Genomic DNA, 24,434 nt, shown 5'->3' with positions numbered 1-24,434 from the left:
AGGGGGTCCGCCGGGACCGGTAGGGGGTCCGCCGGGACCGGTAGGGCGTCCGTCGGTGGCGCCGAGTGCGCGCTCAGACGAGCCGGGAGGCGCTGGTCAACGCCCCGACGACGCGCAGGATCACGCCGAGGTCGTCCACTGCCCGGTCCGGGTCGACGGGCGCGAAGCCGGTGAGCGCCGCGCCCGCAAGGCGCCGGCCGCGTGCCGCGGCCTGGATGCGCTCGACGAGCCCGGCGCCGTCGAGGCCGAACGGCACGGGCTCGAGCAGGCCGTCCACCTCGGACGGGTCGAGGACGTCGAGGTCCACGTGGACGAAGACCGAGGTCGCCCCGGTGGCGTCCACCGCTGCGGCGAGGGCGTCCGGTGTGGCGGCGTCGACGTCGAGGTGCGTCACGCCGGCACGGTCGAGCGCGGCGCGTTCGGCGTCCTCGACCCCCCGCACGCCGGCGACGACGACGGAGGACGCGGGCAGTACCCGCAGCGCGGGGAAGAGCTCCGCGGGCCGGTCGACGAGGATCCGCAGCGCGGCGGTCTCGGCGGCGACGGGCTGCGCACGGTTCAGGGCGCGGTAGCCGCTGGAGCCGGAGATGCGCACGAAAGCGGTGTCCGGCCCGACGCCGGAGGTCGCGCCGAGGACGCTCGCCCCGTCCCCGCCGACGACGAGCACGGGTTCGGTCGCGACGGCGGTCTCCTCGGCGACCCGTTCGGCGACGGCCAGCACCGAGGTGTAGCGCGCGACGGCGGTCTCGATCCGATCACCCGCGCCCGCGGGCACCTCGATCACGGTGGTCGACGCCCGGGGGAGGTCCGCGGCGATGGCCGACGCTCCGTCCCCGAGACGCATCGCGCGCGACGACGCCGAACCCTGCCACTGACCGACCACGAGGAACTGCATCGTCTCAGTCTGTCAGCTGGGGTCCGGCGTCGTCAGGGTCGTCGTCAGATGCTCGACGATCCGCCCGACTTGAGGGCGGCGAGCCGTGCCTCGACCTCGGCGTCCTTGCCGACGTCCTCGAGGCTCTCGAACTGGGCATCGAGGCTCGACGACTGCAGCTCCTGCTGGCCGAGGACCTTCGCCTCTTCCCGACGGACCTTCTCCTCGAAGCGGCCGAGGTCGCTCGTCGGGTCGAGCACGTCGATGTTGCCGAGCGCGTCGTTGACACGGGACTGCGCCTCGGCGGTCTTCGAGCGGGCGACGAGGTTGTCGCGCTTGGCGCGGAGCTGCTCGAGCTTCTGCTCCATGCCGGCGAGTCCGGCCTTGAGCTTCTCGACGGATTCGTTCTGCGATGCCAGGTTCGGCTCGGCGTCCTTGACCTCCTGCTCGGCGGCGATCTGCCTGCCGATCGCGATCTTCGCCAGGTTGTCGAACTTGTCCGCCTCGGACGCCTTGCCCTCGGCACGGTACTTGTCGGCGGCGGCGGAGGCGTTCGCGGCCTTCTGGCCCCACTCGACCGCGGCCTTCTTGTCCTCTTCGTGGTCCTGCTCGAGCAGGCGCACGTGGCCGATGGTCTGGGCGATCGCGGTCTTCGCGTCGGCGATGTTGTTCGTGTAGTCACGCACGAGCTGGTCCAGCATCTTCTGCGGGTCCTCGGCGTCGTCGATGAGCTGGTTGATGTTCGCGCGCAGGAGGGTCGAGATGCGCCCGAAGATGGTCTGCTTTGCCATTGCTGTTCCCTTTCGTGGAAGTCCTGTGGAGGGGAGTTGGTCGGGTCGTGTCTGCTCTGGGGAGGGAAGGGCGATCTGTCAGAAGCGGCCGCCGCCGGAGAAGCCGCCGCCGCCCCCGCCCCCGCCCCCGCCGAAGCCGCCACCGCCGGAGAAGCCGCCGCCTCCGCCGAAGCCGCCGCCCCCGAAGGAGCCCCCGCCGAAGCTGCCGCCGCGACCCCCGAGCAGTCCGCCGAGGACGATGCCGGTGACGAGCCCGCCCAGCTGCGCGCCGCCGCCCCCGCCGCCGCTCTGGCCGCCCCAGCCGCCCAGGTCGTCGTTCGCGGCGTCCATCGCTGCTGCGGCGTACTGCTCGGCCGCGCGGGCCGCGTTGAGCGCCTGCCCGGGATCGGTGGCGGCGAAGTGCACGGCATCGTCGAAGGCGCGCTCGGCCTCGGACAACCGTGTGCGTGCGGTGGGGCCGATGGCACCGCGGTGCAGTGAGATGTAGTCGCGGGCCTGGCTGATCCGCGTGCGGGCGTCCCGCAGGGCCTCGTCGATGGCCTTGGCGGCTCGTCGGCGCTGCTCCTCGGCACCGCGCGCGGCGGCGATCGCCTGGTCGATCTCGGTGTTCGCGCGGGTCAGGGCGTCGACGGCCGCGACGGGGTCCTTCGGGTCGAGGCCCTGCCGCAGCACGGCCTCAGCACGGGTCACCGCCGCGGCGAGGTCCGGGCCGCTGGCGCGCAGGGTGCGGGCGGCGGCGACGTCGCCCTCGATGTCGATGCGCATCGCCTCGGCGCGGGCTGTCGCCTCGGTGAAGGAGTTCTCGGCGGCGAGGGCGCCGTCGGTGAGCTGCTGCACCTGCGCGAGGGCGTGCTGGGCGTCCCGCACGGCCACGACGGCCTCGCCCTTCTCGCCGGCGGCGATGGACGCGGTCGCGGCGTTCGAGCGTTCGGTCGCGTAGGCGAGCACCTGATGTGCCTGGTCGACGTTGTCGGCGACCGTCGCGAGCGTCCGGCCGGTGTACCGGGCGCGGACGCGGTCGAGGGCGGCCGCAGCGGCACCGACCGATGCCGGTGCGGCGGCCACGGCCTGGGCGAGCGACGCGGCGGCGTCCTCGACGCCGTCCTCGAGCGAGCGGAGCTGGTCGAACGCCTCGGTCTGCTCCTCGATCGCGGCGTGGGCTCGCTCGCAGATCGCGATGATCTGGTCGGCCCACTCGGCACGCTGCTGTGGGGAGTCCGGGATCTCGTCGTCGAGCTGCTGGCGGATCGTGAAGGCCTTGCGGACCTCGCGCTGCGCGGCCTGCACGGCGTCGGCGAAGGGCTTGGCGGCGTCGGGGCCGAACTGCGCGCTCGCGAACCCGACCTCTTGCTCGGCGGTACGGAGCTCGTCGTCGATGGTGACGAGCGCGCCGCCGGCGGTGCGTTCGAGGTCGGCGAGCGAGGCTTCCTGCGCCCGGGTGGCCGCTGCGGTGCGGCGCTTGTTGCGGGTGCGGACGACCAGGACGACGACGATCAGCCCGACGACCACGACGAGCAGCAGGATCCACAGCCAGGTGAGGTCCACCGGGGCCTGCGACTGTGTCAGCCCGTCGGCGAACGCGACAGCGGCGCCGGACCAGTCGCTCTGCTTGAGCTCGGGGAGCAGGGCGTCGTTCACCGCGTTCTGCACGTCGGACTCGGAGATGGCGGTCTCGTTCGTCTGCTGCACGTCGTAGTTGCGCTCGTCGACGGCGACCGAGAGCAGGATCCCGTCGGTGTCGATCTGGTTCTGCTCGAGCACGGCCCCGCCCCACTCGGTGTGGTCGCCGGGGTCGGTGAACGAGGGCACGAAGACGACGAAGAGCTGGGTCTGGGTCTCGGAGTAGAGGTCCTGCACGGCCTGCTCGACCTGCGCCTGTTCCGACGAACTGAGCACGCCGGCCTCGTCGAGGACGTACGCGCCGCCCAGGTCGACGGGCGCCGTGGCGCGGGCGGTCGCTGCCGGAGCCAGGACGATCAGCATCGCGACCAGGGCCGCCGTCGCGCGGCTCCACAGCCGCGTTGTCCCCCTGTGCCCGCTCGATCCGTCCGTGCCCGATCCGTGCTGGACCGCTCGCATCCGTCCTCCGTCCGTCGCCGGTCGGTACCCCGTGGCACCGCCCCGGACCGCGCCACGAGAGCGCTGTCGCCCGGAGTCTATCCAGGCCCCGCGGGCGTTCGGACAGACTCCCGGGGAACGCTGGGGACCGTCGATGCTGTGGACGCCTTGTCCCCCAACCGGGGTATGCTGGCGCCACTGTTCGAGGATGAACGGAAGGGGAAGAACGATGGAACGCACCACCAGCACCGAGGTCGTCCCGCTCGAGGACGGCTACCACCGGGTGTCGACACCGGCGACGGGTGTGATCGGCTTCGTGCACGAGCACGACGGACGCTACGAGGTCCTGCGCGGACGGGTTCGCCAGGCGACCCGCTCCGAGGGGCTCTACAGCACCATGAACGTCGCGCTGATCGCGCTGACGCACGCCTGATCCGCCCTGCGCGCGACCACGGCACCGACGGGGGCCACCCCGGATGCTGCGCCGCGCCTCCAGACCGTCCTGGTGACGCTGCGCACGCCGGGTCCTGACCGCGCGGCCGACCGGGAGGCCCTGGTCGCCGCCGTCGCGTCGGCCACCCGTGTCGAGACGTCGGCCGTGCGCGCGGGGCGCGTCTGTCCGCACTGCGCGGGGACCGACCACGGCCGTCCGTGGGCGAGCGTGTCCGGCGCCGCCGTGGGGGTGAGCCTGTCGCGCGCACCGGGCGTCGTCGCGATCGCGGTCGGCCCCGGACCCCTCGGGGTCGACGTCGAGCGGGTGTCCCGTGTCGCCGCAGCGCCCCTCGACGCGTTCACGGCCGGAGAACTCCGTCGTGCCGCCGGGGACCCGACCGTCCTCGCCGCCACGTGGGCCGCCAAGGAGGCCGTGCTGAAGCGCGACGGCCGGGGGCTCCGGGTGGACCCCCTCGACGTCGACGTCGAGGTCGCCGCAGGAACAGCGTGGTTCGAGGACGCCGTCCAGCCCCTGACCGTCCTGCGACCCGGACCGGACCTCGTGCTCGTGGTCGCGGCCGGCGGCGCGGCGGTGCGGGTCACCGGATCGAGGGGCGGAGGGACGGGCGGAGTGATCAGCGGGGGAGCGTGAGCACCTCCGCGCCGTCCTCGGTGATCGCGATGGTGTGCTCCGTGTGTGCGGTCCGTGCCCCGGTGGCGCTCCGCAGGGTCCAGCCGTCGGCGTCTGTGACCAGGACGTCGGTGTCCGCCATGACCCACGGCTCGAGCGCGAGCATGAGCCCCGGCCGCAGTGTGTACCCGCGGCCCGGTCGTCCGGTGTTCGACACGTGCGGGTCCTGGTGCATGGTCGACCCGATGCCGTGTCCGCCGAACTCGACGTTCACGGGGTAGCCCGCGGCGTCGAGCACGGTGCCGATCGCATGCGACAGGTCTCCGATCCGGGCGCCGGGTCCGGCGGCGGCGATGCCGGCGGCGAGGGCGCGTTCGGTCGCGTCGATGAGGGCGAGGTCCTCGGGGCGCGGGGCGCCGACGACGAAGCTGACGGCGGCGTCCGCGGCGATGCCGTCGAGCGACACCGCGAGGTCGAGGGTCAGCAGGTCGCCGTCCGCCAGCACCCGGTCGTGCGGGAGCCCGTGCAGCACGGCGTCGTTCACGGCGGTGCAGATGTGGTGGCCGAAGCGGCCCCGGCCGAACGAGGGTGCGTAGTCGACGTAGCAGGAGTCGGCGCCGGCGGCCTCGATCATCTCGCGGGCCCACCGGTCGATCTCGAGCAGGTTCGTGCCGACGCGGGCGCGCTCGCGGAGGGTCTGCAGGATCGTGCCGACCAGGGCACCGGTGGCACGGGCCTTCTCGACTTCGGCCGGGGTCAGGATCTCGATCACGCGGATGATCATACCGGTATTACTATGTGGCCATGGTCCGTCTCCCGCTCCGTCCCGACGAGGTCGCCCGCGGCCGTCGCCTCGGTGCTCTCCTCCGCCGTACCCGCGGGCCGCGGTCGATCGTCGACACCGCCCTGGCCGCCGGCATCTCGCCGGAGACGCTCCGGAAGATCGAGACCGGTCGGATCGCGACGCCGGCGTTCTCGACGATCGCCTCGGTCGCCGGGGTGGTCGGGCTGTCCCTCGACGCGGTGTGGACCGAGGTCAGCTGCGACCCGGTCGACGGCGAGCTGGCGGGCTAACCGAGGCGACGGAGCACGCTAGGCGGCGTCCGGCACGGGCAGTGCCGGCACCGATGCCTCGTCGATCCAGGGGCCGGTCACCGCACGGACGTCCGCGACGGAACGGCCGGTGGCGTCCGCGAAGGCGCCGAGCACGTCCGGCACCGTCACCGAACCGTGCCGGTGCCGCTCGGTGATGCTCCGCAGCCCGGTGAAGAAGGCGTCGTCACCGACGGTGCGGCGGAGGGCGTGCAGGGCGAGTGCGCCGCGCTTGTACACGCGGTCGTCGAACATGTCCTTCGCGCCGGGGTCGCCGACGACCAGGTCCTCCGGTTGGTCGAGCAGACCCTGTCGGTGTCGCTCGGCGAGGGCATCGGCGGTGTCGTCCCCGCGCTCCTCGGACCACAGCCACTCCGCGTAGCAGGCGAAGCCCTCGTGCAGCCAGATGTCCTGCCAGCGGGCGGCGGTCACCGAGTTGCCGAACCACTGGTGCGCCAGCTCGTGGGCGATGAGCCGGTCGGTGCCGTGCTCGCCGTCGACGTGGTTGCGTCCGAACACCGCCAGGCCGTGGGCCTCGAGCGGGATCTCGAGCTCGTCGTCGGTCACCACGACCCCGTAGGCCGCGAACGGGTACGGGCCGAACCGATCGTCGAACAGCGCGAGCATCTCGGGCACCTGACCGAAGTCGGTCTTCGCGGCCGCGGTGAGGTCGGCGGGGTGGTGCAGCGTGACGGGCACGCCACCGGAGTGGAGCTTCGTGCTGCGGTAGCGGCCGATCTGCACCGTCGCGAGGTACGTCGCCATCGGCTCGGTGGTGGCGTAGGTCCAGCGGGTACCGGCCCGGTCACGCTCCTTGGCGAGCAGCTCGCCGTTCGCCACGACGTCGTACGCGGCCTCGGTGGCGATCTCGAACCGGTAGGTGGCCTTGTCATCCGGGCGGTCGTTGCAGGGGAACCACGAGGGCGCCCCGGTCGGCTGCGCCGCGACGATGACGCCGTCGGACAGTTCCTCCCACCCGAGCTGCCCCCAGGGGCTCCGCACCGGGTGCGGGGTGCCGCGGTACTTCAGGTGCACGCTGAACACGGTGCCGGCGGCGATCGGGTCGGCCGGGGTCACGGTGACCTTGTGCGTGGCCGTCGACACCTTCTTCGCCCGGCGTCCGTCCACGTCGACCCGGTCCACCGACAGGCCGTGCAGGTCGACCACGATCCGGTCGAGCGGCTCGTGGGCGCGCGCGGTGATCGTCGCCGTGGCGTCCAGGCGGTTCGTGGCGACGCGGTAGTCCAGGCGCAGGTCGTAGTGCTCTGCGCTCCAGCGTCGGTCGCCGCTGTGCGGGGTGTACGGGTCGGCGGCAGGATCGGTCGGCACGGGGACAGTCAACCTCATGGGGCCGGTACGGCTGTCCACGGAGCGATCGGGTTGCCCGACCACCGCGACCCCGGCGGCACCTGCTCACCACGCATCACGAGCGAGGACGGCCCGACGGTGGCTCCGGTACCGATGCCGGCGGCGGGCAGGACCACGCTGTGCGGGCCCAGCGTCGCGCCCGCGTCGAGCCGGACGGTGTCGAGCTGCATCACCCGGTCGTGGAACAGGTGCGTCTGCACGACGGTGCCGCGCGCCACCGAGGCGCCGGACCCGATCGTGACCAGGTCGGCCTCGGGCAACCAGTACGTCTCGAGCCAGGTGCCACGGCCGATCGTCGCGCCGAGGCTCCGCAGCCAGACGGCCAGTGCAGGAGTGCCGGTGGCCTGCTCGGCGAACCAGGGGCGGGCGACGGTCTCGACGAAGGTGTCCTGCACCTCGTTGCGCCACACGAAGGACGACCACAGCGGGTGCTCGCGGGCGGTGATCCGGCCGACGAACGCCCACTTCGCGATCGTCGACACCACGGCGGCGACGGCTCCGGCGGCGATGAGCACCGGGCCCGCGAGCAGCACGGTCCACCCGATCCCGACGGCCGACCACAGCGCCAAGAGCGCACCGGCCACGCCGAGCGCGATGGCGGCGGAGACCATCGGGGCGACCAGGCGCAGCAGCTCCCAGCAGCCGCGGGCGACCTTCAGCCGCCGCGACGGACGGAACGTGCGCGCCTCGTCGAACTCCGTCGCCGCACGCCGCAGCCGCACCGGGGGCGACCCGAGCCACGACGACCCGCGCTTGGCCTTCTTCGGCACCGCGGACAGCACTGCCACCAGGGCCTCACGCGGCACCGAACGTCCGGCGCCCGTCATGCCGCTGTTGCCGAGGAACGCCCGACGCCCCACCTTCGACCGGCCGATCCGCACCCGACCACCGCCGAGCTCGTACGTCGCCACCATCGTATCGTCGGCCAGGAACGCCCCCGACGCGATCTGCGTCAGCGCCGGGATGAGCAGCACCGTGGAGATCTCGGTGTCCCGACCGACCCGGGCACCGAGCAGCCGCAACCACACCGGCGTGACGAGCGAGGCGTACAGCGGGAACAACAGGGTGCGAGCCGCGTCGAGGACGCGCTCGGTCGACCACACCTGCCAGCCGATCCGGGAGCGCACCGGGTGCCGCCCCTCGTGCAGGCCGATCCCGAGCAGCCGCACCGCGACCACCACCAGCAGCGCGTACACCGCACCGGCGACGACCGTCGCCAGGGGGACCGTCACCAGCGCACCGAACACCGCGTCGCCCAGGGTCGACGCCCGGCCGACCAGGGCGACCGCGACCAGCAGTCCGACCGCGACACCGACCACCGGCAACCCGGCCACGGCCAGGGACCCGGCCCCGTACGCCAGCAGCCAGCGGCGACGGGCCGGGGGACGGGCCTCCCGGTCGCCGCGCGCCGACCCGACGCGTGCCGCCGGCGCTCCGGCCCACCGTTCACCCGCCGGCACCGGGCCGCCGACGGCCGAGCCGGCGGTGATCTCGGCGCCCGCGCCGACGTGCGCTCCCGGCAGCAGCGCGGTGCGGCTCCGCACCACGGCGTCATCGTCGATGCGCACGTGGCCCAGGTGGAAGACGTCGCCGTCCAGCCAGTGGCCGGCGAGGTCGACCTCCGGCTCGATCGATGCCCGCTTGCCGATGGTGAGCATGCCCGTCACCGGGGGGAGCGTGTGCAGGTCGACGTCCTTGCCGATCCGTGCCCCCAGTGCCCGGGCGTAGTAGCTGATCCACGGGGCACCGGCGGTCGAGGGGCCGTCGACGGCCTCGGCGATCCGCTCGGCCAGCCAGACCCGCAGGTGCACCGCGCCCCCGCGGGGATGGTCACCCGGACGGACCCCGGCGAGCAGCAGCCGAGCGAGGACCACCGTGAGCGCCATCTTGCCGATCGGCGTCACGAAGACCAGCAGGGCGACCACCAGGGCCGGCCACGGGAGCACCGGCAGGAACGGCAGCGTCGTCACGTGCAGGACCGCAGCCACCAGCGCCGTCCACGTCAGGACCCGCAGGCCCCGCACCACCTGCACCGGCAACCCGAGCAGCGTCATCAGCAGCCCGGTCGCCGGGGGGACCGGCGTCACGTCCCGCGACGACGCCACCACCGGTCCGGACTCGTCCAGCGCGTCGGCCAGAGCCCCGATGCGCGGGTGGTCGTAGACGTCGGCGACGGTCGTCGTAGGGAAACGCTCTCGGATCGCCGACACCAGCTGCGCCGCCGTCAGCGACCCACCCCCGTGCGCGAAGAAGTCGTCGTCGACGCTCGCCACCGGCACCCCGAGGATCGCCGACCACCGTTCCGCGATCCACGCCACGGTGTCCGGCAGCATCGCCGCGTCCGACGCCCCGGGCAACGGCCACGGCAGCGCGGCACGGTCCACCTTGCCCGACGTCCGCGTCGGCAGCGACTCGACCACCGCGACCAGCGGCACCAGCGCCGCCGGCAGCTCCTGACGCAGCCGGGCGTTCGCCGCCGCCACGTCCACCGTCGCCCCCGCCACCGGGGCCACGTACCCGACCAGCACCTGGTTGCCCGCCGGCGTCCGCTGCACCACGGCAGCCCCACCGGCGACGTCGTCCAGCGCCTGCAACGCCGCGTCGATCTCCCCGAGTTCGATCCGGCGACCACCGAGCTTCACCTGGTCGTCCGCACGACCCTGGAACACCAGCCCCTCGGGCTCGTACCGCACCAGGTCCCCGCTCCGGTACGCCCGGTCCCACCCGAGCTCCGGGAACGGCGCGTACTTCTCCGCGTCCTTCGCCGGGTCCAGGTACCGCCCCAGTCCGACACCGCCGATCACCAGCTCACCGACCCCACCAGGATCGACCCGCCGGCCCGCGGCGTCCACGACCGCCAGGTCCCAGCCGTCCAACGGCAGCCCGATCCGGATCGGCTGGCTCCCGTCGAGCAGGGACCCGCAGGCCACCACCGTCGCCTCGGTCGGACCGTACGTGTTCCACACCTCGCGGTCACGGCTCGCGATGCGCGCCGCCAGTTCCGGCGGGCACGCCTCGCCACCGAAGATGACCAGCCGTACCTGCTCCAGCGCATCGTCGGGCCACAGCGCCGCGAGCGTCGGCACCGTCGACACGACCGTGATCGTGTGCGCGATGAGCCACGGCCCCAGATCCGCCCCGGTCCGGACCAGCGACCGGGGCGCCGGCACCAGCGCGGCACCGTGCCCCCACGCCAACCACATCTCCTCGCACGACGCGTCGAACGCCACACTCAGCCCCGCCAGCACCCGGTCGCCCGGACCGATCGGCGCCGCCTGCAGGAACATCCGCGCCTCGGCGTCCACGAACGCCGCGGCCGACCGGTGCGTCACCGCGACCCCCTTCGGCACCCCGGTGGACCCGGACGTGAAGATGATCCACGCGTCGTCGGTCTCGCGGGGGAGTTCGGCGCTCGCCGCGGGGTCCCTCACCGGGAGCTCGGCGCCGTCACGGTTCCGCAGGACGCCGCCCGCGCCGATCACGCCGACGACGCCCGCCTCGCCGAACACCAGGGTGGCACGCTCCTCGGGGTCGTCCGCGTCGACGGGCACGTAGGCGGCGCCGGCGGCGAGGACGGCGAGGATCGACAGGTACAGGTCCCGGCCGCCGGAGGGGATCCGCACACCGACCCGGGCGCCCCGTCGGACACCGCGGCGGGCGAGGTCGTCGGCCTGCGCGCGAACGAGATCGAGCATGGTGGCGTAGTCGACGGTGCCGGCGGAGTCCTCGAGCGCGGTGGCGTCCGGATGGGCCGCCGCGGTGGCCGAGAGGACGTCGAACAGCGTCCGTGCGGAGGGGGCGTGCCCGCTGCGGGCGAGTTCGAGCTGCGCGTTCGCGGTGCCGGTGGTCATCGGAGCCTCTTCCCGGTCGTGTGCGGGACGACCGGCCCGTGATCCTAGGGGACCCAGGTGTCCGGCTCGGAAACACGCGGGAGCGCGGGCGACGGCGACGAGCGAGTGAGCAGGACACGCCGTGGCCCTCACGCCGACCCGTCGTCTTCCGCTCACTCGACGAGTGCGATCGCCCACGAGGCTGGCGACCCACCCGGAGGAGTCTCGACGAGGGAAGGTCGCCGCAGGCGACATCGCGCGCAGCTGACTGGGCAAAGCGAAGACAACTGCTTGCGCGGCAATGTGACAGTGCCCCCAGGAGGATTCGAACCTCCGCCCCTGCCTCCGGAGGGCAGTGCTCTATCCCCTGAGCTATGGGGGCCAAGGGGTGTCAACAACCGTAGCAGGTCCGGCGGGTGGTCCTGGACAGCGCGTGTCGCGCCGTGGACGCGGGCACGGACGGCCGGGAGGCGCGGTGCGGGCCCGCCCCGCGCCTCCCGTCCGCACCGTGCCGACGTCGCGTTCCCGTGCGGGGTTCCGTGTTCCGTGCTGCGTTGCGAGCAGCGCACCACGTGCGGAACCTCGCACCGGACGGCGGGCCGCCGCGCGCGCCCGGCCGCAGGGTGCCGCGTCAGCCGGCGGGCGTCGCCGACGCCGACGGCTGCAGCGCGGCCCGCACCGTGTCGACGACGGGCTGCGCCCCACCCGGTTCGGTGAACAGCGTCGACTGCGCGGTGATCCAGTACGGGTCGGTGAACGCATCCGCGCGACCGACCCCGTCGCCCAGGGCGAAGTACCCCTCCACCCGGTAAGTCGGGACGGAGCCGCCGCGCTCGTACAGGGCGTCCTTCAGGTTGGTGAGCGACTTCTCAGGCAGGTCGGCGACGGCGAGCGTGATGGTCGTGGCGTCCGTGTCGGTGCTCACGAACCGGCAGACGCGGCCCCGCTGCTTCGCGATGGTGGCGGCGGGGGAACCCTTCGCCGGAGTGAAGGAGTCGTCGAGTTCGAAGGACTGCCCGTACACCGTCAGTGCGCTCGCCGGCAGGAGTTCGGCGCAGGTCTCCGACACCGGCTTGCCGGCGGGCGTCGCGCTGGCCGACGGAGCGCTGTCTCCGCCGCCCGAGCACCCGGCGAGCACGAGGGCTGCGGCGGTGGCGACGGTGGCGACGGCGAGCGCCCGGGCACGGCTGCGGGGGGTCATCCCGACATGATCCTGCATCGACCGGTGCGGACCTGGGTGTCCCGGTAGGATCGATCCTCGTGACTCCAGCCGAACTCTCCGCCGCGTACCTGTCGATCCTGACCGGGATCGTCGAGCGCCGAGGCGCGTCCGACACCGTGACGATCGAGGAGTCCCACGTGGTGCTCGAGCGTCCGAAGAACCGTGCGCACGGTGACTGGGCCTCGAACGCCGCGATGCAGCTCGCGAAGCGGCTCGGCACGAACCCGCGCGAGCTCGCCACCGAGATCGCCGGTGAGCTGACCGAGCTCGACGGTGTGGACTCGGTCGACGTCGCCGGCCCGGGCTTCATCAACATCACGCTCGAGGCCGCGGCCGCCGGCGAGATCGCCCGCACCATCGTGGACGGCGGCGCGTCCTTCGGCACGGGCGACCTGTACGACGGCGTCCGGATCAACCTGGAGTTCGTGTCCGCGAACCCGACCGGCCCGATCCACATGGGCGGCGTGCGCTGGGCCGCGGTGGGCGACAGCCTGGCCCGCGTGTTCCAGGCGCAGGGTGGACTCGTCACCCGCGAGTACTACTTCAACGACCACGGCGCGCAGATCGACCGTTTCGCTCGCTCGCTCGTGGCCAGCGCGCTGGGCGAGCCCACGCCGGAGGACGGCTACGGCGGCGCGTACATCGCCGAGATCGCAGCGCGGGTCATCGCGACCCTCGAGCCGGGCATCGACGTGCGGGACCTGCCGCGCGCCGAGGCGCAGGAGCTCTTCCGCCGCGAGGGCGTCGACTTCATGTTCGCGGACATCAAGTCGTCGCTGCACGACTTCGGCGTCGACTTCGACGTGTACTTCCACGAGAACGCCCTGCACGAGTCGAAGGCCGTCGAGCGCGCCATCGCCCGACTGCGGTCGGCAGGCGTGATGTACGAGGCCGAGGGTGCCGAGTGGCTCCGCACCACCGACTTCGGCGACGACCGCGACCGCGTCGTCATCAAGTCCGACGGCGAACCCGCCTACATCGCCGGTGACCTGGCGTACTACCTCGACAAGCGTGAGCGCGGCTTCGAGCGGAACCTCATCATGCTCGGTGCTGACCACCACGGCTACGTCGGTCGCATGATGGCGATGTGCGCCGCGTTCGGCGACGAGCCGGGCAAGAACCTCGAGATCCTGATCGGGCAGATGGTCAACCTGCTCAAGGACGGCGAGCCGATGCGCATGTCGAAGCGCAACGGGACCATCGTCACGATGGAGGACCTCGTCGACGCCGTCGGTGTCGACGCCGGCCGCTACGCCCTCGTCCGGTTCGCCAGCGACACCGCGATCGACATCGACCTCGACCTGCTCACGAAGCGGACGAACGACAACCCCGTCTTCTACGTGCAGTACGCCCACGCGCGCACGCAGTCGGTGGCCCGCAACGCCGAGGCCGCCGGCGTCGACCGGTCCGTGTTCGACGCCTCGCTGTTGACGCACGAGACCGAGAGCGCGCTCCTCGGTGCCCTCGCCGAGTACCCGCGCGTCGTGCGGCACGCGGCCGAACTGCGCGAGCCGCACCGCATCGCCCGGTACATCGAGCAGCTCGCGGGGCTGTACCACCGCTGGTACGACTCGTGCCGCGTCACGCCACTCGGTGACGAGCCAGTGACCGACCTGCACCGCACCCGCCTGTGGCTGAACGACGCCACCGGCCAGGTCGTCCGCAACGGCCTCGGTCTGCTCGGCGTGACCGCCCCGTCCCGCATGTAGCGGGCCCGGCGTCGCCCCGGAACCAGGCTCCGGACACAGCACCGCGGAAACCCGCGGTGCTGAGTCCGATCGACGGTGTCGAAGAACGCCGTCCGATGCAGCCCGCGCCTCCAGGCAGGCTGCCGGGACGAGCTGGCAGGGTGGGACGCATGCCCGCAGCCACCGAACGCCCAACCACGCGCCGCCGCTGGCCCGTCGTCCTGCTCGTGGTCGTCGTCGTGCTCGCCACCCTCGTCGTCATCGCCGAGTTCGTGCTGCGCGGGGTCGTCGACCGGATCATCGCCCAGCAGGTCGAGCAGTCCCTGCCCGACGGCACGACCGGCCAGGTCGACGCCCACGCCGAGGGCATCGTCATCCCGCAGCTCATCAGCGGCACCCTCAACCGCGTCGAGATCTCCTCGGCGGAACTCACCGTCGACGGCATCCCGCTCGCCGCCGACGTCACCGCGCGCGACGTCCCGGTGGACGGCAAGGGCGACGTCCGCGACGTCGACGGCACGGTCACCCTGGCGTCGTCGAGCGTCAAGGACCTGGCGAAGTACAGCCCGCTCTTCGACCGGCTCAGCCTGGCCGACGGCGGCGTCGAACTGACGGGGTCGTCGTCCGTGCTCGGGTACGACATCACCTACGCCGCCAAGGGTGCCGTGGTCGCACAGGACGACGGCCGCGGCATCACGATCACCCCGGAGAGCGTCCGGATCACGAACTCGGACCTCGGCCTCAAGGTCGACTCGATCCCGGGTGTCACCGGCGTCCCGGTGCAGGTCTGCACCGCACAGTTCCTGCCCGAGGCGCTCCGGGTGCGCTCGCTCGACGTGTCGAAGTCGGACGCGACGGTCCGCATCACCGCGGACGCGTTGCCGCTCAACGAAGACGGCCTGCGGACCGTGGGCAGCTGCGGCTGAGTGGCTGGTTGCGTAACGCGGCCGGGAGGCACGGCTCGCGTCGGTAGGATCGGGTCCCGTGAGCGAGAACCCCCTTGCACCGCCCCGGCTGCGGTTCCCGACGGACGCCTCCGAACTGGTGGACCGCATCTGGCCTGCGTCCGCGACGCGGACCGACGACGGCACCCTGGCGGTCGGCGGTGTCAGCGCGACCGACCTCGTCGCGCAGTTCGGCACCCCGCTGTACGTCATCGACGAGCGCGACGTGCAGTCCCGCGCCGTTCGCGTCCGGAACGCGTTCGCCGAGGCCTTCGAGCGCATCGGCAGCCACGCGCACGTGTACTACGCCGGCAAGGCCTTCCTGACGACCCAGGTCGTGGCGTGGATGGCCGAGGCGGACCTCCGCGTCGACGTCTGCACCGCCGGTGAGCTCGCCGTCGCCCTGGCCGGCGGCATCGACCCGGGTCGGCTCGGGTTCCACGGCAACGACAAGTCCGACGCCGAGATCGCCCGCGCGGTCGAGGCCGGCATCGGCACGATCGTGCTCGACAGCCACGAAGAGGTCCAGCGCGTCGCTCGTGCCGCGGCCGACGCCGGAGTCGTGCAGCGGGTGCGCATCCGCATCAACACCGGGGTGCACGCCTCGACCCACGAGTACCTGGCGACCGCGCGCGAGGACCAGAAGTTCGGCATCCCGCTCGCCGAGGCCGTCGCCGCCGCCGAGGCCGTCCGTGCCGAGCCGTCACTGGCCTTCGTCGGGCTGCACTCGCACATCGGTTCGCAGATCTTCGACGACGCCGGCTTCCGCGAGGCCGCGCGGCGACTGATGGACGTGCACGCGACCCTCGTGGCGTCCGGCCCGGTGCCCGAGCTCAACCTCGGCGGCGGCTGGGGGATCGACTACACCGAGGCCGACTCGGCCTTCGCCCCCGAGGACGTCGCCGACGCCCTCGCCGCGATCATCGGCGACGCCTGCGCTGAGCGGGGGATCCCGGTGCCGGACATCGCCGTCGAGCCGGGGCGCTACATCATCGGCCCGCCCGGGCTCACCCTGTACCGCGTGGGCACGATCAAGCCCGTGACGCTCGAGACCGACGACGGCGGCAGCGCGACCCGCACCTACGTCTCCGTCGACGGCGGCATGAGTGACAACATCCGTCCCGCCCTGTACGGCGCCGACTACACGGCGCGGCTCGCCCGTGCATCCGATGCCCCGGCGGTCCTGAGCCGCGTCGTCGGCAAGCACTGCGAGAGCGGTGACGTCGTGGTGAACGACGAGTACCTGCCCGGTGACGTGCAGCGCGGCGACCTGCTCGCCGTCGCCGCCACCGGGGCCTACTGCTGGTCGCTGGCGAGCAACTACAACCACGTGGGGCGTCCGCCCGTCGTCGCCGTCGCGGACGGCACAGCCCGTATCCTCGTGCGGGGCGAGACGATCGACGACCTCCTCGCCCGTGACACCGGCGTCGCCGCCGCACCGTTCGACGGCACCGGCCGCTGACCCCGACCAACAGGGCTCACCCCACCGACAGGAACCACTCCCAGATGATCGAATACCGCAACGTCCGCGTCGCGCTGCTCGGGGCCGGCTCGGTCGGTTCCCAGGTCGCACGGCTCCTCCTCGAGCACGGTGACGAACTGGCCTCCCGCGCTGGTGCCGGGCTCGAGCTCGTCGGGATCGCCGTGCGCGACGTGGAGGCGCCGCGTGACGTCGACCTGCCGAAGGAGCTCTTCACGACGGACGCGGAGTCGCTCATCCTCGGTGCGGACATCGTCGTCGAGCTCATCGGCGGCATCGAGCCCGCGCGCACCCTCGTGCTGCAGGCGCTGCAGTCCGGCGCCGACGTCGTCACCGGCAACAAGGCACTGCTCGCGACCCACGGCCCCGAGCTCTTCGCCGCAGCCGAGCAGGTCGGCGCGCAGCTGTACTACGAGGCCGCCGTCGCCGGTGCGATCCCGATCATCCGCCCGCTGCACGACTCGCTCGCCGGCGACCGCATCGAGCGGATCATGGGCATCGTCAACGGCACCACCAACTTCATCCTCGACCTGATGGACCGCAAGGGCTCCACGTTCGAGGACGCCCTGGCGACCGCGACGGAGCTCGGGTACGCCGAGGCCGACCCGACCGCCGACGTCGAGGGCTACGACGCCGCGCAGAAGGCCGCGATCCTGGCCTCGCTCGCGTTCCACACCTCGGTGCCGCTCGCCGCCGTGCACCGCGAGGGCATCACCCACGTCACGATCGAGCAGGTCCGCGCCGCGCGCAAGGCCGGCTACGTCGTGAAGATCCTGGCGACCGCCGAGCGCCTGACCGATGAGGACGGCCGCGAGGGCGTCAGTGCCCGCGTGTACCCGGCCCTGGTGCCGGAGTCGCACCCGCTCGCGAGCGTGCACGGCGCGAAGAACGCCGTGTTCGTCGAGGCCGAGGCCGCCGGCGACCTGATGTTCTACGGCGCCGGTGCCGGCGGCGTCGAGACGGCTTCAGCGGTCCTCGGCGACCTGGTGTCCGCCGCCCGACGGCACGTCATCGGCGGCCCCGGTGTGGCCGAGTCGACGCAGTCGGAGCTGCCGGTGTTCCCGATCGGCACCGTCCGCACGAGGTACCAGATCACGCTGCACGTCACAGACGCCCCCGGCGTGCTGTCGGCCGTTGCGGGGGTGCTCGCGCGGCACGGCGTGAGCGTCGAGACGGTCGAACAGACCACGAACGGCACCGCCGAGGGCACCGCCGCGCTCGTCATCGGCACGCACCTGGCGCGCGAAGCCGACCTCGCGGACACCGTCGTCGCCCTCCGCGGCGAGGACGTGGTCCTGGACGTCACCAGCGTCCTTCGCGTCATCGGCGCCTGACGCACCACGCGCCTCCAGACCGACCGACCGGGCCGCAGCGCCCGCCCCACCAGTCACCCGACACCAGACCGACCCACCGGACAGAGAGAGAAGCCTGATGGCCCACCAGTGGCAGGGAGTCCTGCGCGAGTACGCCGACCGACTCGACGTGACCGAGGCGACGCCGATCGTCACGCTCGGTGAGGGCGGCACGCCGCTCATCCCGGCTCGTCGGCTGTCCGAGCGCACCGGCGCCGACGTCTACGTGAAGTTCGAGGGCATGAACCCGACCGGGTCCTTCAAGGACCGCGGCATGACGATGGCGATCTCGAAGGCCGTCGAGCACGGCGCGAAGGCCGTCATCTGCGCCTCGACCGGCAACACCAGTGCCTCGGCCGCCGCGTACGCCACGCACGCCGGCATCACCGCCGCGGTGCTCGTGCCCGAGGGCAAGATCGCCATGGGCAAGCTCAGCCAGGCCGTGGCGCACGACGCCCAGTTGCTGCAGGTGCAGGGCAACTTCGACGACTGCCTCGACATCGCCCGCGACCTGGCGGCGAACTACCCGGTGCACCTCGTCAACTCCGTGAACAACGACCGCATCGAGGGGCAGAAGACCGCTGCGTTCGAGGTCGTCGACGTCCTCGGTGACGCCCCGGACTTCCACTTCCTGCCCGTCGGCAACGCGGGCAACTACACCGCGTACTCGCGCGGCTACCGCGAGGACGTCGCCGCCGGCCGCAGTTCGAAGCTGCCCCGCATGTTCGGGTTCCAGGCCGCGGGCTCCGCCCCGATCGTCCGCGGTGAGGTCGTCCGCAATCCGGACACCATCGCGTCGGCCATCCGCATCGGCAACCCGGCGTCGTGGGAGTTCGCACTCGAGGCGCGTGACGAGACCGACGGGTACTTCGGCGCGATCACCGACGAGGGCATCCTCGCCGCGCACCGGATCCTGTCCGCCGAGGTCGGCGTGTTCGTCGAACCCGCATCGGCCATCGGTGTCGCCGGGCTGCTCGAGCGCGCCGACGCCGGTGTCGTGCCGAAGGGCGCGAAGGTCGTCATCACGGTCACGGGCCACGGCCTGAAGGACCCGCAGTGGGCCCTCCGCACGCAGGACGGCGGCGAGGTCACCCCGACGAGCGTGCCGGTCGACACCGCCGCGATCGCGGGCGTCCTCGGACTGGTCAGCGCGCGGTGAGCGTCGGCCGCTCGTCCAGACCGGGGGAGGGCGTCACCGCCCGCAGCGCTGTACCGGCCGGACGGGCGGTCCGCGCGGTACCGGCGGGGCGGGCGGTCCGCGTCCGCGTGCCGGCCACGTCCGCGAACCTCGGTCCCGGCTTCGACTCCCTGGGCCTCGCGCTGTCGCTCTACGACGAGGTGACGGTGCGCGTGCGCCCCGAACCCGGCGCGACCGTCACGGTCGACGGCGTCGGTGCAGGTGAGGTCGCCACGGACGACTCGAACCTGGTCGTCCGCGCCGTCCGGCGTGGCCTCGAGCACGCCGGGGTGCAGCAGCCCGGGCTCGAGCTGCACGCCACGAACGCGATCCCGCACGGTCGCGGTCTCGGGTCGTCGGCCGCGGCGATCGTCGCCGGCCTGATGGCGGCTCGCGGGCTGCTCGAGGGCATCGTCGACCTCGACGCCTCGACGCTCCTCACCCTGGCCACCGAGATGGAGGGGCACCCGGACAACGTCGCCCCCGCGCTCTTCGGCGGCCTCACGATCGCGTGGATGACCGCCGACGGCCCGGCCTACAAGCGCCTGCTCGTGCACCGCGGTGTCGCGCCGGTGGTGTTCGTGCCGACCTCGACGCTCTCCACGAAGCTCGCGCGCTCCCTGCAGCCCGAGCAGGTGCCGCACGCGGACGCCGCGTTCAACGTCTCGCGGTCGGCGCTCCTCGTCGCCGCGCTCATCCAGAGCCCCGAGCTCCTGCTCGCCGCGACCGAGGACCGTCTGCACCAGGCGTACCGCGCCAGCGCCATGCCGGAGACCGACGCCCTGATCCGCCTGCTCCGCCAGCACGGGCTGGCCGCCGTCGTCTCGGGTGCCGGTCCCAGCCTGCTGGTGCTCGGCAGCGACCCGGCACAGCGGCTCACGGCCGCGGACCTCGTGCAGCGACACGCCGATTCCGACTGGCGGCCGCTCATGCTGGCCGTCGATCTCGGTGGTGCTACAGTTGGGGCGCACTCGGCGCTCGAAGCCGAACCCGCGTAACCGTACGGATTGCCCGTCCTCATGGACAGCTCCTGCGACGTCGCAGGGTCCGGTGCGCGGGTGTGCATCTCTTTCTGATCACCGAATCCCGATCCGTCGTCTGAACGGCGGTCGATGCTCCCTGCATCCGGGACGGTGGAAACTCTCCGCGTTCTGCGGTTCGAAAGGAAACACCGACCTTGACCGACAACAACTCCGCCCAGGTGGAGATCCCCAGCGATCTGCGCGCCCTCCGTCTCCCGGAACTCCAGCGCATCGCCTCCTCGCTCGGCATCACCGGGCTCTCCAAGCTCCGCAAGGGCGACCTGATCGCCTCGATCGAGGACAAGCGTCCCGTCGACGAGACCCCGGCTGCCCCGGCACCCGCCGCCGCTGCCGAGACCCCGGCCGAGCCGGCCGTCACCGCGCAGCCGACCCTGCCCGAGCCCGCCGAGACCCCGGAGCACCCCGCCGCCGAGGCTCCCGTCGCCGAGCCCGAGGCCCCCGACGAGCAGGCCGCGCCGTCGCGTGCCCGTCGCTCGCGTCGCGCCTCGTCCGGCGGCACCGTGAACGCCGCGCCGACCTCGGCCGCCGAGCACACCAACCACGGCCAGACCGGCACCGAGGACCTCCTCGCCGGTCTCGACCAGGTCCGCGCCGAGAAGGACGCCCAGGAAGCCGCGCAGTCCGGCTCGCAGCGCCGCGGTCGTGGCCAGCGCAACGCCGAGCAGCAGGGCCAGCAGCCTGACGAGGCCCAGGCAACCGAGCAGACGGAGCAGCAGGCACCCGTGTCGGCCCAGGCCGAGCAGGGCGAGCAGTCCGAGCAGAACCAGTCCGACGCGCAGGACCAGAACGAGTCCGGCGACCAGGGTGAGGGCGGCTCGCGTCGCGGGCGCCGCAGCCGCGGCCGCGGTCGTGGTCGTGGGCAGAACGTCGAGAACGGCGATCAGCAGAGCGGCGACCAGACCGCCGGCCAGCAGAACACGCAGCAGAACGGCCAGCAGGGCGCGCAGCAGAACGGCGGCCAGGCCCAGAAGCAGAACGGGGCCGACCAGCCGAAGCAGGCCGAGGCCAAGCAGGCGGACGCCAAGCAGGCCGAGGCCAAGCAGGACGACAAGGCCGAGCAGAAGCAGAACGCCGGCCAGCAGAAGCAGCAGAGCGCCGGCCAGCAGAAGCAGCAGCAACAGCAGCACGCCGACGAGGCGGAGAGCGGCCGCAGCCGTCGTCAGCGTGACCGCAAGCGCGGTCGTGGCGGCCAGAACGACGACTTCGAGCCCGAGGTCACCGAGGACGACGTCCTGATCCCGATCGCGGGCATCCTCGACGTCCTCGACAACTACGCCTTCGTGCGCACCACCGGCTACCTGCCCGGACCGAGCGACGTCTACGTCTCCCTCGGCCAGGTGAAGAAGTACCACCTCCGCAAGGGCGACGCGGTCGTCGGTTCGATCAAGCAGCCGCGTGACGGCGAGCAGCAGAGCCGCCAGAAGTACAACGCGCTCGTCACGGTCGAGTCCATCAACGGCCAGACCACCGACGAGGCAGCCGCACGGGTCGACTTCAACGACCTCACCCCGCTGTACCCGAACGAGCGCCTGCGCCTCGAGACGGAGCCCGGCAAGCTCTCGACCCGCATCATCGACCTCGTGTCGCCGATCGGAAAGGGCCAGCGCGGCCTCATCGTGTCGCCGCCGAAGGCCGGCAAGACCGTCGTGCTGCAGGCCATCGCGAACGCCGTCGCCAAGAACAACCCCGAGGCGCACCTGATGGTCGTCCTCGTCGACGAGCGGCCCGAAGAGGTCACCGACATGCAGCGCACGGTGAAGGGCGAGGTCATCGCCTCGACCTTCGACCGTCCCGCCGAGGACCACACCACCGTCGCCGAGCTCGCCATCGAGCGTGCGAAGCGCCTGGTGGAGCTCGGCCACGACGTCGTGCTGCTGCTCGACTCGATCACCCGCCTGGGCCGCGCGTACAACCTGTCGACCCCGCCGTCGGGCCGCGTGCTCTCCGGTGGTGTCGACTCCGCGGCGCTCTACCCGCCGAAGCGCTTCTTCGGCGCGGCGCGCAACATCGAGGACGGCGGCTCGCTGACCATCCTCGCCACCGCGCTCGTCGAGACCGGTTCCAAGATGGACGAGGTCATCTTCGAGGAGTTCAAGGGCACCGGCAACATGGAGCTCCGCCTGAACCGGCACCTCGCCGACAAGCGGATCTTCCCGGCCGTCGACGTCAACGCCTCCGGCACCCGTCGCGAGGAGCAGCTGCTCTCCGCCGACGAGGTCAAGATCACCTGGCGTCTGCGCCGGGCCCTCGCCGGGCTCGACCCGCAGCAGGCCCTCGAGATCGTGCTGCGGAACCTCAAGGAGACGCAGTCGAACGTCGAGTTCCTGGTGCAGGTGCAGAAGTCGGTCCCGTCGACCGGTGCCCACCACAACGGCCACCAGGAGTAACGCGTGTTCGAGTCGGTAGCAGGGCTGCTGGCGGAACACGAGGACCTGACGCAGCAGCTGTCGGACCCCGCGCTCCACGCCGATGCGGCCCGGGCGAAGAAGGTGAACCGGCGGTACGCCGAGCTCAACCAGATCAAGTCCGCCTACGAGGCCTGGCAGGCGGCGGGGGAGGACCTCGTCGCCGCCCAGGAACTCGCGCGTGAAGACGCAGCGTTCGCGGACGAGGTCCCCGGGCTCGAGGAGCAGCTGTCGGAGCGCCAGGAGCGTCTCCGCCGGCTGCTCATCCCGCGCGACCCCGACGACGGCCGTGACGTCATCATGGAGATCAAGGGCGGCGAGGGCGGCGAGGAATCGGCGCTGTTCGCGGCCGATCTGCTGCGCATGTACTCGCACTACGCCGAGACCAAGGGCTGGAAGGTCGAGCTCCTCGAGCGCACCGAATCCGATCTCGGCGGCTACAAGGACGTCCAGGTCGCGATCAAGTCGAACACGACCGATCCGTCCCAGGGCGTCTGGGCGCACCTGAAGTACGAGGGTGGCGTGCACCGCGTCCAGCGCGTGCCGCAGACCGAGTCGCAGGGGCGCATCCACACCTCGACCACCGGCGTGCTGGTGTTCCCCGAGGTGGACGAGCCCGAAGAGGTCCAGATCAACCAGAACGACCTCAAGATCGACGTCTACCGGTCCTCCGGCCCGGGCGGCCAGTCCGTCAACACGACGGACTCCGCGGTCCGCATCACGCACCTGCCCACGGGCATCACGGTGGCGATGCAGAACGAGAAGTCGCAGCTGCAGAACCGTGAGGCCGGCATGCGCGTGCTTCGCGCACGCATCCTCGCGCGGCAGCAGGAGGAGCTCGACGCGATCGCCTCGGACGCGCGCAAGTCGCAGATCCGCGGAATGGACCGTTCCGAACGCATCCGCACGTACAACTTCCCGGAGAACCGCATTGCGGACCACCGCACCGGGTACAAGGCGTACGACCTGGACCGCGTGATGAACGGTGCGCTCGAACCCGTCATCCAGTCCGCCATCCAGGCGGACGAAGAGGCGCGACTGGCCGCCATCGGCGACCAGGACGCGTAACCGCACACCCCGCCTGGAGGCCCGGATCACCGCCGACACGCCCCTCACGTTCGCCGCGGACCGCCTGCTCGAGCAGGCGGCCGCGGCGCTCGTCGCCGCCGGTGTGCCGACTCCGCGGGTGGACGCCGAGCTGCTGCTCGCCTGGGCGACCGACACCTCGCGCGGTGCCGTCCAGGCCCGCGCGATGATCGGTGGCAGCATCGCCCCGGAGCACGTCGAGCGCTTCCGGCACGCGACCGCCCGGCGGGCCACCCGCGAGCCGCTGCAGCACATCACGGGACAGGCGTACTTCCGTGCGCTGACCCTGGCGGTCGGACCCGGCGTCTTCGTGCCCCGTCCGGAGACCGAGGGCGTCGTGCAGTTCGGCATCGACGCACTGCGGGCGACCGCCGTCCCCGAGCCCATCGCCGTCGACCTCGGGTCCGGCAGCGGTGCGATCGCGATCGCGATGGACACCGAGGTACCGAACGCCGTGGTCTACGCCGTCGAGCGGTCAGCAGAGGCCCTGCCCTGGACCCGGCGCAACGTCGACGCCCACGGCGGGACCGTCCGTCTCGTCGAGGGCGACCTCGCCGACGCGCTGCCCGAACTCGACGGCACCGTTTCCGTCGTCGTGTCGAACCCGCCGTACGTGCCGGACGACGCGGTCCCGATCGACCCCGAGGTCCGCGACCACGACCCGGCGATGGCGCTCTACGGCGGGCCGGACGGCCTCGACGCCGTGCGCGCCCTGGCCGAGACGGCCTGGCGGTTGCTCGTGCCCGGGGGAGTCCTGGTCATCGAGCACGCCGAGCCGCAGGGCGCCGGCGTGCGCGAGGCGCTGGCGCGCCGGGGGTTCCGCACGCCGGAGACGCACGTCGACCTGACGGGGCGCGACCGCACGACCACCGCGACGCGCTAGCTGTGATGTCCAGGGACGTTGTGTCGTTGGGCGGTCGTTGACGCGCTGATCGAAGAAGGCCTCCCGGTGGTGGAGTGG

19 protein-coding genes and 1 tRNA gene are annotated in these 24,434 nt (G+C 72.5%); 12 read left to right on the top strand and 8 right to left on the bottom strand.

Annotation, left to right across the window (positions count from 1 at the left end):
* Positions 1-73 precede the first annotated feature (73 nt).
* From ITJ56_RS03025 to ITJ56_RS18675, 3 genes are all read right to left on the bottom strand, one after another.
* Entirely contained in the window at positions 74-895 is an 822-nt protein-coding gene (locus ITJ56_RS03025; RefSeq protein ID WP_194627545.1) for an arginase family protein, read from the bottom strand.
* Between the two features lie 44 nt (positions 896-939).
* Positions 940-1,665, bottom strand: a complete 726-nt coding sequence (locus tag ITJ56_RS03020; RefSeq protein ID WP_194627543.1) for a PspA/IM30 family protein — start codon at positions 1,663-1,665, stop codon at positions 940-942.
* A gap of 78 nt (positions 1,666-1,743) precedes the next feature.
* Positions 1,744-3,648, bottom strand: a complete 1,905-nt coding sequence (locus ITJ56_RS18675; protein ID WP_267239017.1) for a TPM domain-containing protein — start codon at positions 3,646-3,648, stop codon at positions 1,744-1,746.
* 304 nt (positions 3,649-3,952) lie between these two features.
* Between ITJ56_RS18675 and ITJ56_RS03010 the strand changes: the two genes are divergently transcribed.
* Complete coding sequence (locus tag ITJ56_RS03010; protein ID WP_194627539.1) at positions 3,953-4,156, top strand: hypothetical protein; 204 nt, start codon at positions 3,953-3,955, stop codon at positions 4,154-4,156.
* A gap of 72 nt (positions 4,157-4,228) precedes the next feature.
* The gene (locus ITJ56_RS03005) at positions 4,229-4,807 is read left to right on the top strand and encodes a 4'-phosphopantetheinyl transferase family protein (protein WP_194627536.1); all 579 of its coding nucleotides are present in this window, start codon (positions 4,229-4,231) and stop codon (positions 4,805-4,807) included.
* Here the strand turns inward: ITJ56_RS03005 and map are convergent.
* Positions 4,791-5,558 carry a type I methionyl aminopeptidase gene (gene map, locus ITJ56_RS03000; RefSeq protein ID WP_194627534.1) on the bottom strand — a complete coding sequence of 256 codons (768 nt, stop codon included), beginning with the start codon at positions 5,556-5,558 and terminating at the stop codon, positions 4,791-4,793. The two genes, ITJ56_RS03005 and map, sit on opposite strands and share 17 nt — an antisense overlap.
* Positions 5,559-5,590: 32 nt before the next feature.
* Between map and ITJ56_RS02995 the strand changes: the two genes are divergently transcribed.
* Positions 5,591-5,860 carry a helix-turn-helix domain-containing protein gene (locus ITJ56_RS02995; protein WP_194627532.1) on the top strand — a complete coding sequence of 90 codons (270 nt, stop codon included), beginning with the start codon at positions 5,591-5,593 and terminating at the stop codon, positions 5,858-5,860.
* An 18-nt stretch (positions 5,861-5,878) separates the two neighbouring features.
* Here ITJ56_RS02995 and ITJ56_RS02990 read toward each other — a convergent pair whose 3' ends face one another.
* The 4 genes from ITJ56_RS02990 to ITJ56_RS02975 all read right to left on the bottom strand — a co-directional run bounded on the left by ITJ56_RS02990 (position 5,879) and on the right by ITJ56_RS02975 (position 12,277).
* Positions 5,879-7,207 (bottom strand): M1 family metallopeptidase, encoded by a 1,329-nt coding sequence (locus ITJ56_RS02990; protein WP_323749707.1) that lies wholly within the window; start codon positions 7,205-7,207, stop codon positions 5,879-5,881.
* 14 nt (positions 7,208-7,221) lie between these two features.
* On the bottom strand, positions 7,222-11,097 hold the full coding sequence (locus ITJ56_RS02985; protein WP_194627528.1) for a Pls/PosA family non-ribosomal peptide synthetase: 3,876 nt from the start codon (positions 11,095-11,097) through the stop codon (positions 7,222-7,224).
* Positions 11,098-11,386: 289 nt separating this feature from the next.
* Positions 11,387-11,458: transfer RNA gene (locus tag ITJ56_RS02980), tRNA-Arg, on the bottom strand.
* A gap of 249 nt (positions 11,459-11,707) precedes the next feature.
* The gene (locus ITJ56_RS02975) at positions 11,708-12,277 is read right to left on the bottom strand and encodes a hypothetical protein (RefSeq protein ID WP_194627526.1); all 570 of its coding nucleotides are present in this window, start codon (positions 12,275-12,277) and stop codon (positions 11,708-11,710) included.
* Between the two features lie 59 nt (positions 12,278-12,336).
* On the opposite strand from ITJ56_RS02975, the gene argS reads away from it, so the two are divergent.
* The 9 genes from argS to prmC all read left to right on the top strand — a co-directional run bounded on the left by argS (position 12,337) and on the right by prmC (position 24,356).
* Positions 12,337-14,007: an arginine--tRNA ligase gene (gene argS, locus ITJ56_RS02970; RefSeq protein WP_194627524.1), complete on the top strand. Its 1,671-nt coding sequence runs from the start codon at positions 12,337-12,339 to the stop codon at positions 14,005-14,007.
* A gap of 149 nt (positions 14,008-14,156) precedes the next feature.
* A complete protein-coding gene (locus ITJ56_RS02965) occupies positions 14,157-14,912 on the top strand; it encodes a DUF2993 domain-containing protein (RefSeq protein WP_194627522.1) in 756 nt (251 codons plus the stop codon).
* A gap of 58 nt (positions 14,913-14,970) precedes the next feature.
* On the top strand, positions 14,971-16,392 hold the full coding sequence (gene lysA, locus ITJ56_RS02960; protein WP_194627520.1) for a diaminopimelate decarboxylase: 1,422 nt from the start codon (positions 14,971-14,973) through the stop codon (positions 16,390-16,392).
* A 44-nt stretch (positions 16,393-16,436) separates the two neighbouring features.
* Positions 16,437-17,744, top strand: a complete 1,308-nt coding sequence (locus ITJ56_RS02955; RefSeq protein ID WP_194627518.1) for a homoserine dehydrogenase — start codon at positions 16,437-16,439, stop codon at positions 17,742-17,744.
* Positions 17,745-17,841: 97 nt separating this feature from the next.
* Positions 17,842-18,921 (top strand): threonine synthase, encoded by a 1,080-nt coding sequence (thrC, locus tag ITJ56_RS02950; RefSeq protein WP_194627516.1) that lies wholly within the window; start codon positions 17,842-17,844, stop codon positions 18,919-18,921.
* 107 nt (positions 18,922-19,028) lie between these two features.
* On the top strand, positions 19,029-19,937 hold the full coding sequence (thrB, locus tag ITJ56_RS02945; protein ID WP_323749706.1) for a homoserine kinase: 909 nt from the start codon (positions 19,029-19,031) through the stop codon (positions 19,935-19,937).
* Between the two features lie 179 nt (positions 19,938-20,116).
* Complete coding sequence (rho, locus tag ITJ56_RS02940) at positions 20,117-22,369, top strand: transcription termination factor Rho (protein ID WP_194627512.1); 2,253 nt, start codon at positions 20,117-20,119, stop codon at positions 22,367-22,369.
* A gap of 3 nt (positions 22,370-22,372) precedes the next feature.
* Positions 22,373-23,455 carry a peptide chain release factor 1 gene (prfA, locus tag ITJ56_RS02935; RefSeq protein ID WP_194627510.1) on the top strand — a complete coding sequence of 361 codons (1,083 nt, stop codon included), beginning with the start codon at positions 22,373-22,375 and terminating at the stop codon, positions 23,453-23,455.
* A 25-nt stretch (positions 23,456-23,480) separates the two neighbouring features.
* A complete protein-coding gene (gene prmC, locus ITJ56_RS02930; protein ID WP_194628168.1) occupies positions 23,481-24,356 on the top strand; it encodes a peptide chain release factor N(5)-glutamine methyltransferase in 876 nt (291 codons plus the stop codon).
* Positions 24,357-24,434 lie beyond the last annotated feature (78 nt).

Source organism: Curtobacterium sp. VKM Ac-1376 (assembly GCF_015351025.1).
Taxonomy (GTDB): domain Bacteria; phylum Actinomycetota; class Actinomycetes; order Actinomycetales; family Microbacteriaceae; genus Curtobacterium.
This window is presented reverse-complemented; position numbering and strand designations above follow the sequence as displayed.

Excerpts from the sequence above, each read along its gene's own strand:
- ITJ56_RS03025 (WP_194627545.1), bottom strand. The coding sequence starts at position 895 with ATGCAGTTCCTCGTGGTCGGTCAGTGGCAGGGTTCGGCGTCGTCGCGC.
- ITJ56_RS03020 (WP_194627543.1), bottom strand. The coding sequence starts at position 1,665 with ATGGCAAAGCAGACCATCTTCGGGCGCATCTCGACCCTCCTGCGCGCG.
- ITJ56_RS18675 (WP_267239017.1), bottom strand. The coding sequence starts at position 3,648 with ATGCTGATCGTCCTGGCTCCGGCAGCGACCGCCCGCGCCACGGCGCCC.
- ITJ56_RS03010 (WP_194627539.1), top strand. The coding sequence starts at position 3,953 with ATGGAACGCACCACCAGCACCGAGGTCGTCCCGCTCGAGGACGGCTAC.
- ITJ56_RS02995 (WP_194627532.1), top strand. The coding sequence starts at position 5,591 with ATGGTCCGTCTCCCGCTCCGTCCCGACGAGGTCGCCCGCGGCCGTCGC.
- ITJ56_RS02985 (WP_194627528.1), bottom strand. The coding sequence starts at position 11,097 with ATGACCACCGGCACCGCGAACGCGCAGCTCGAACTCGCCCGCAGCGGG.
- ITJ56_RS02975 (WP_194627526.1), bottom strand. The coding sequence starts at position 12,277 with ATGACCCCCCGCAGCCGTGCCCGGGCGCTCGCCGTCGCCACCGTCGCC.
- ITJ56_RS02965 (WP_194627522.1), top strand. The coding sequence starts at position 14,157 with ATGCCCGCAGCCACCGAACGCCCAACCACGCGCCGCCGCTGGCCCGTC.
- ITJ56_RS02955 (WP_194627518.1), top strand. The coding sequence starts at position 16,437 with ATGATCGAATACCGCAACGTCCGCGTCGCGCTGCTCGGGGCCGGCTCG.
- thrC (WP_194627516.1), top strand. The coding sequence starts at position 17,842 with ATGGCCCACCAGTGGCAGGGAGTCCTGCGCGAGTACGCCGACCGACTC.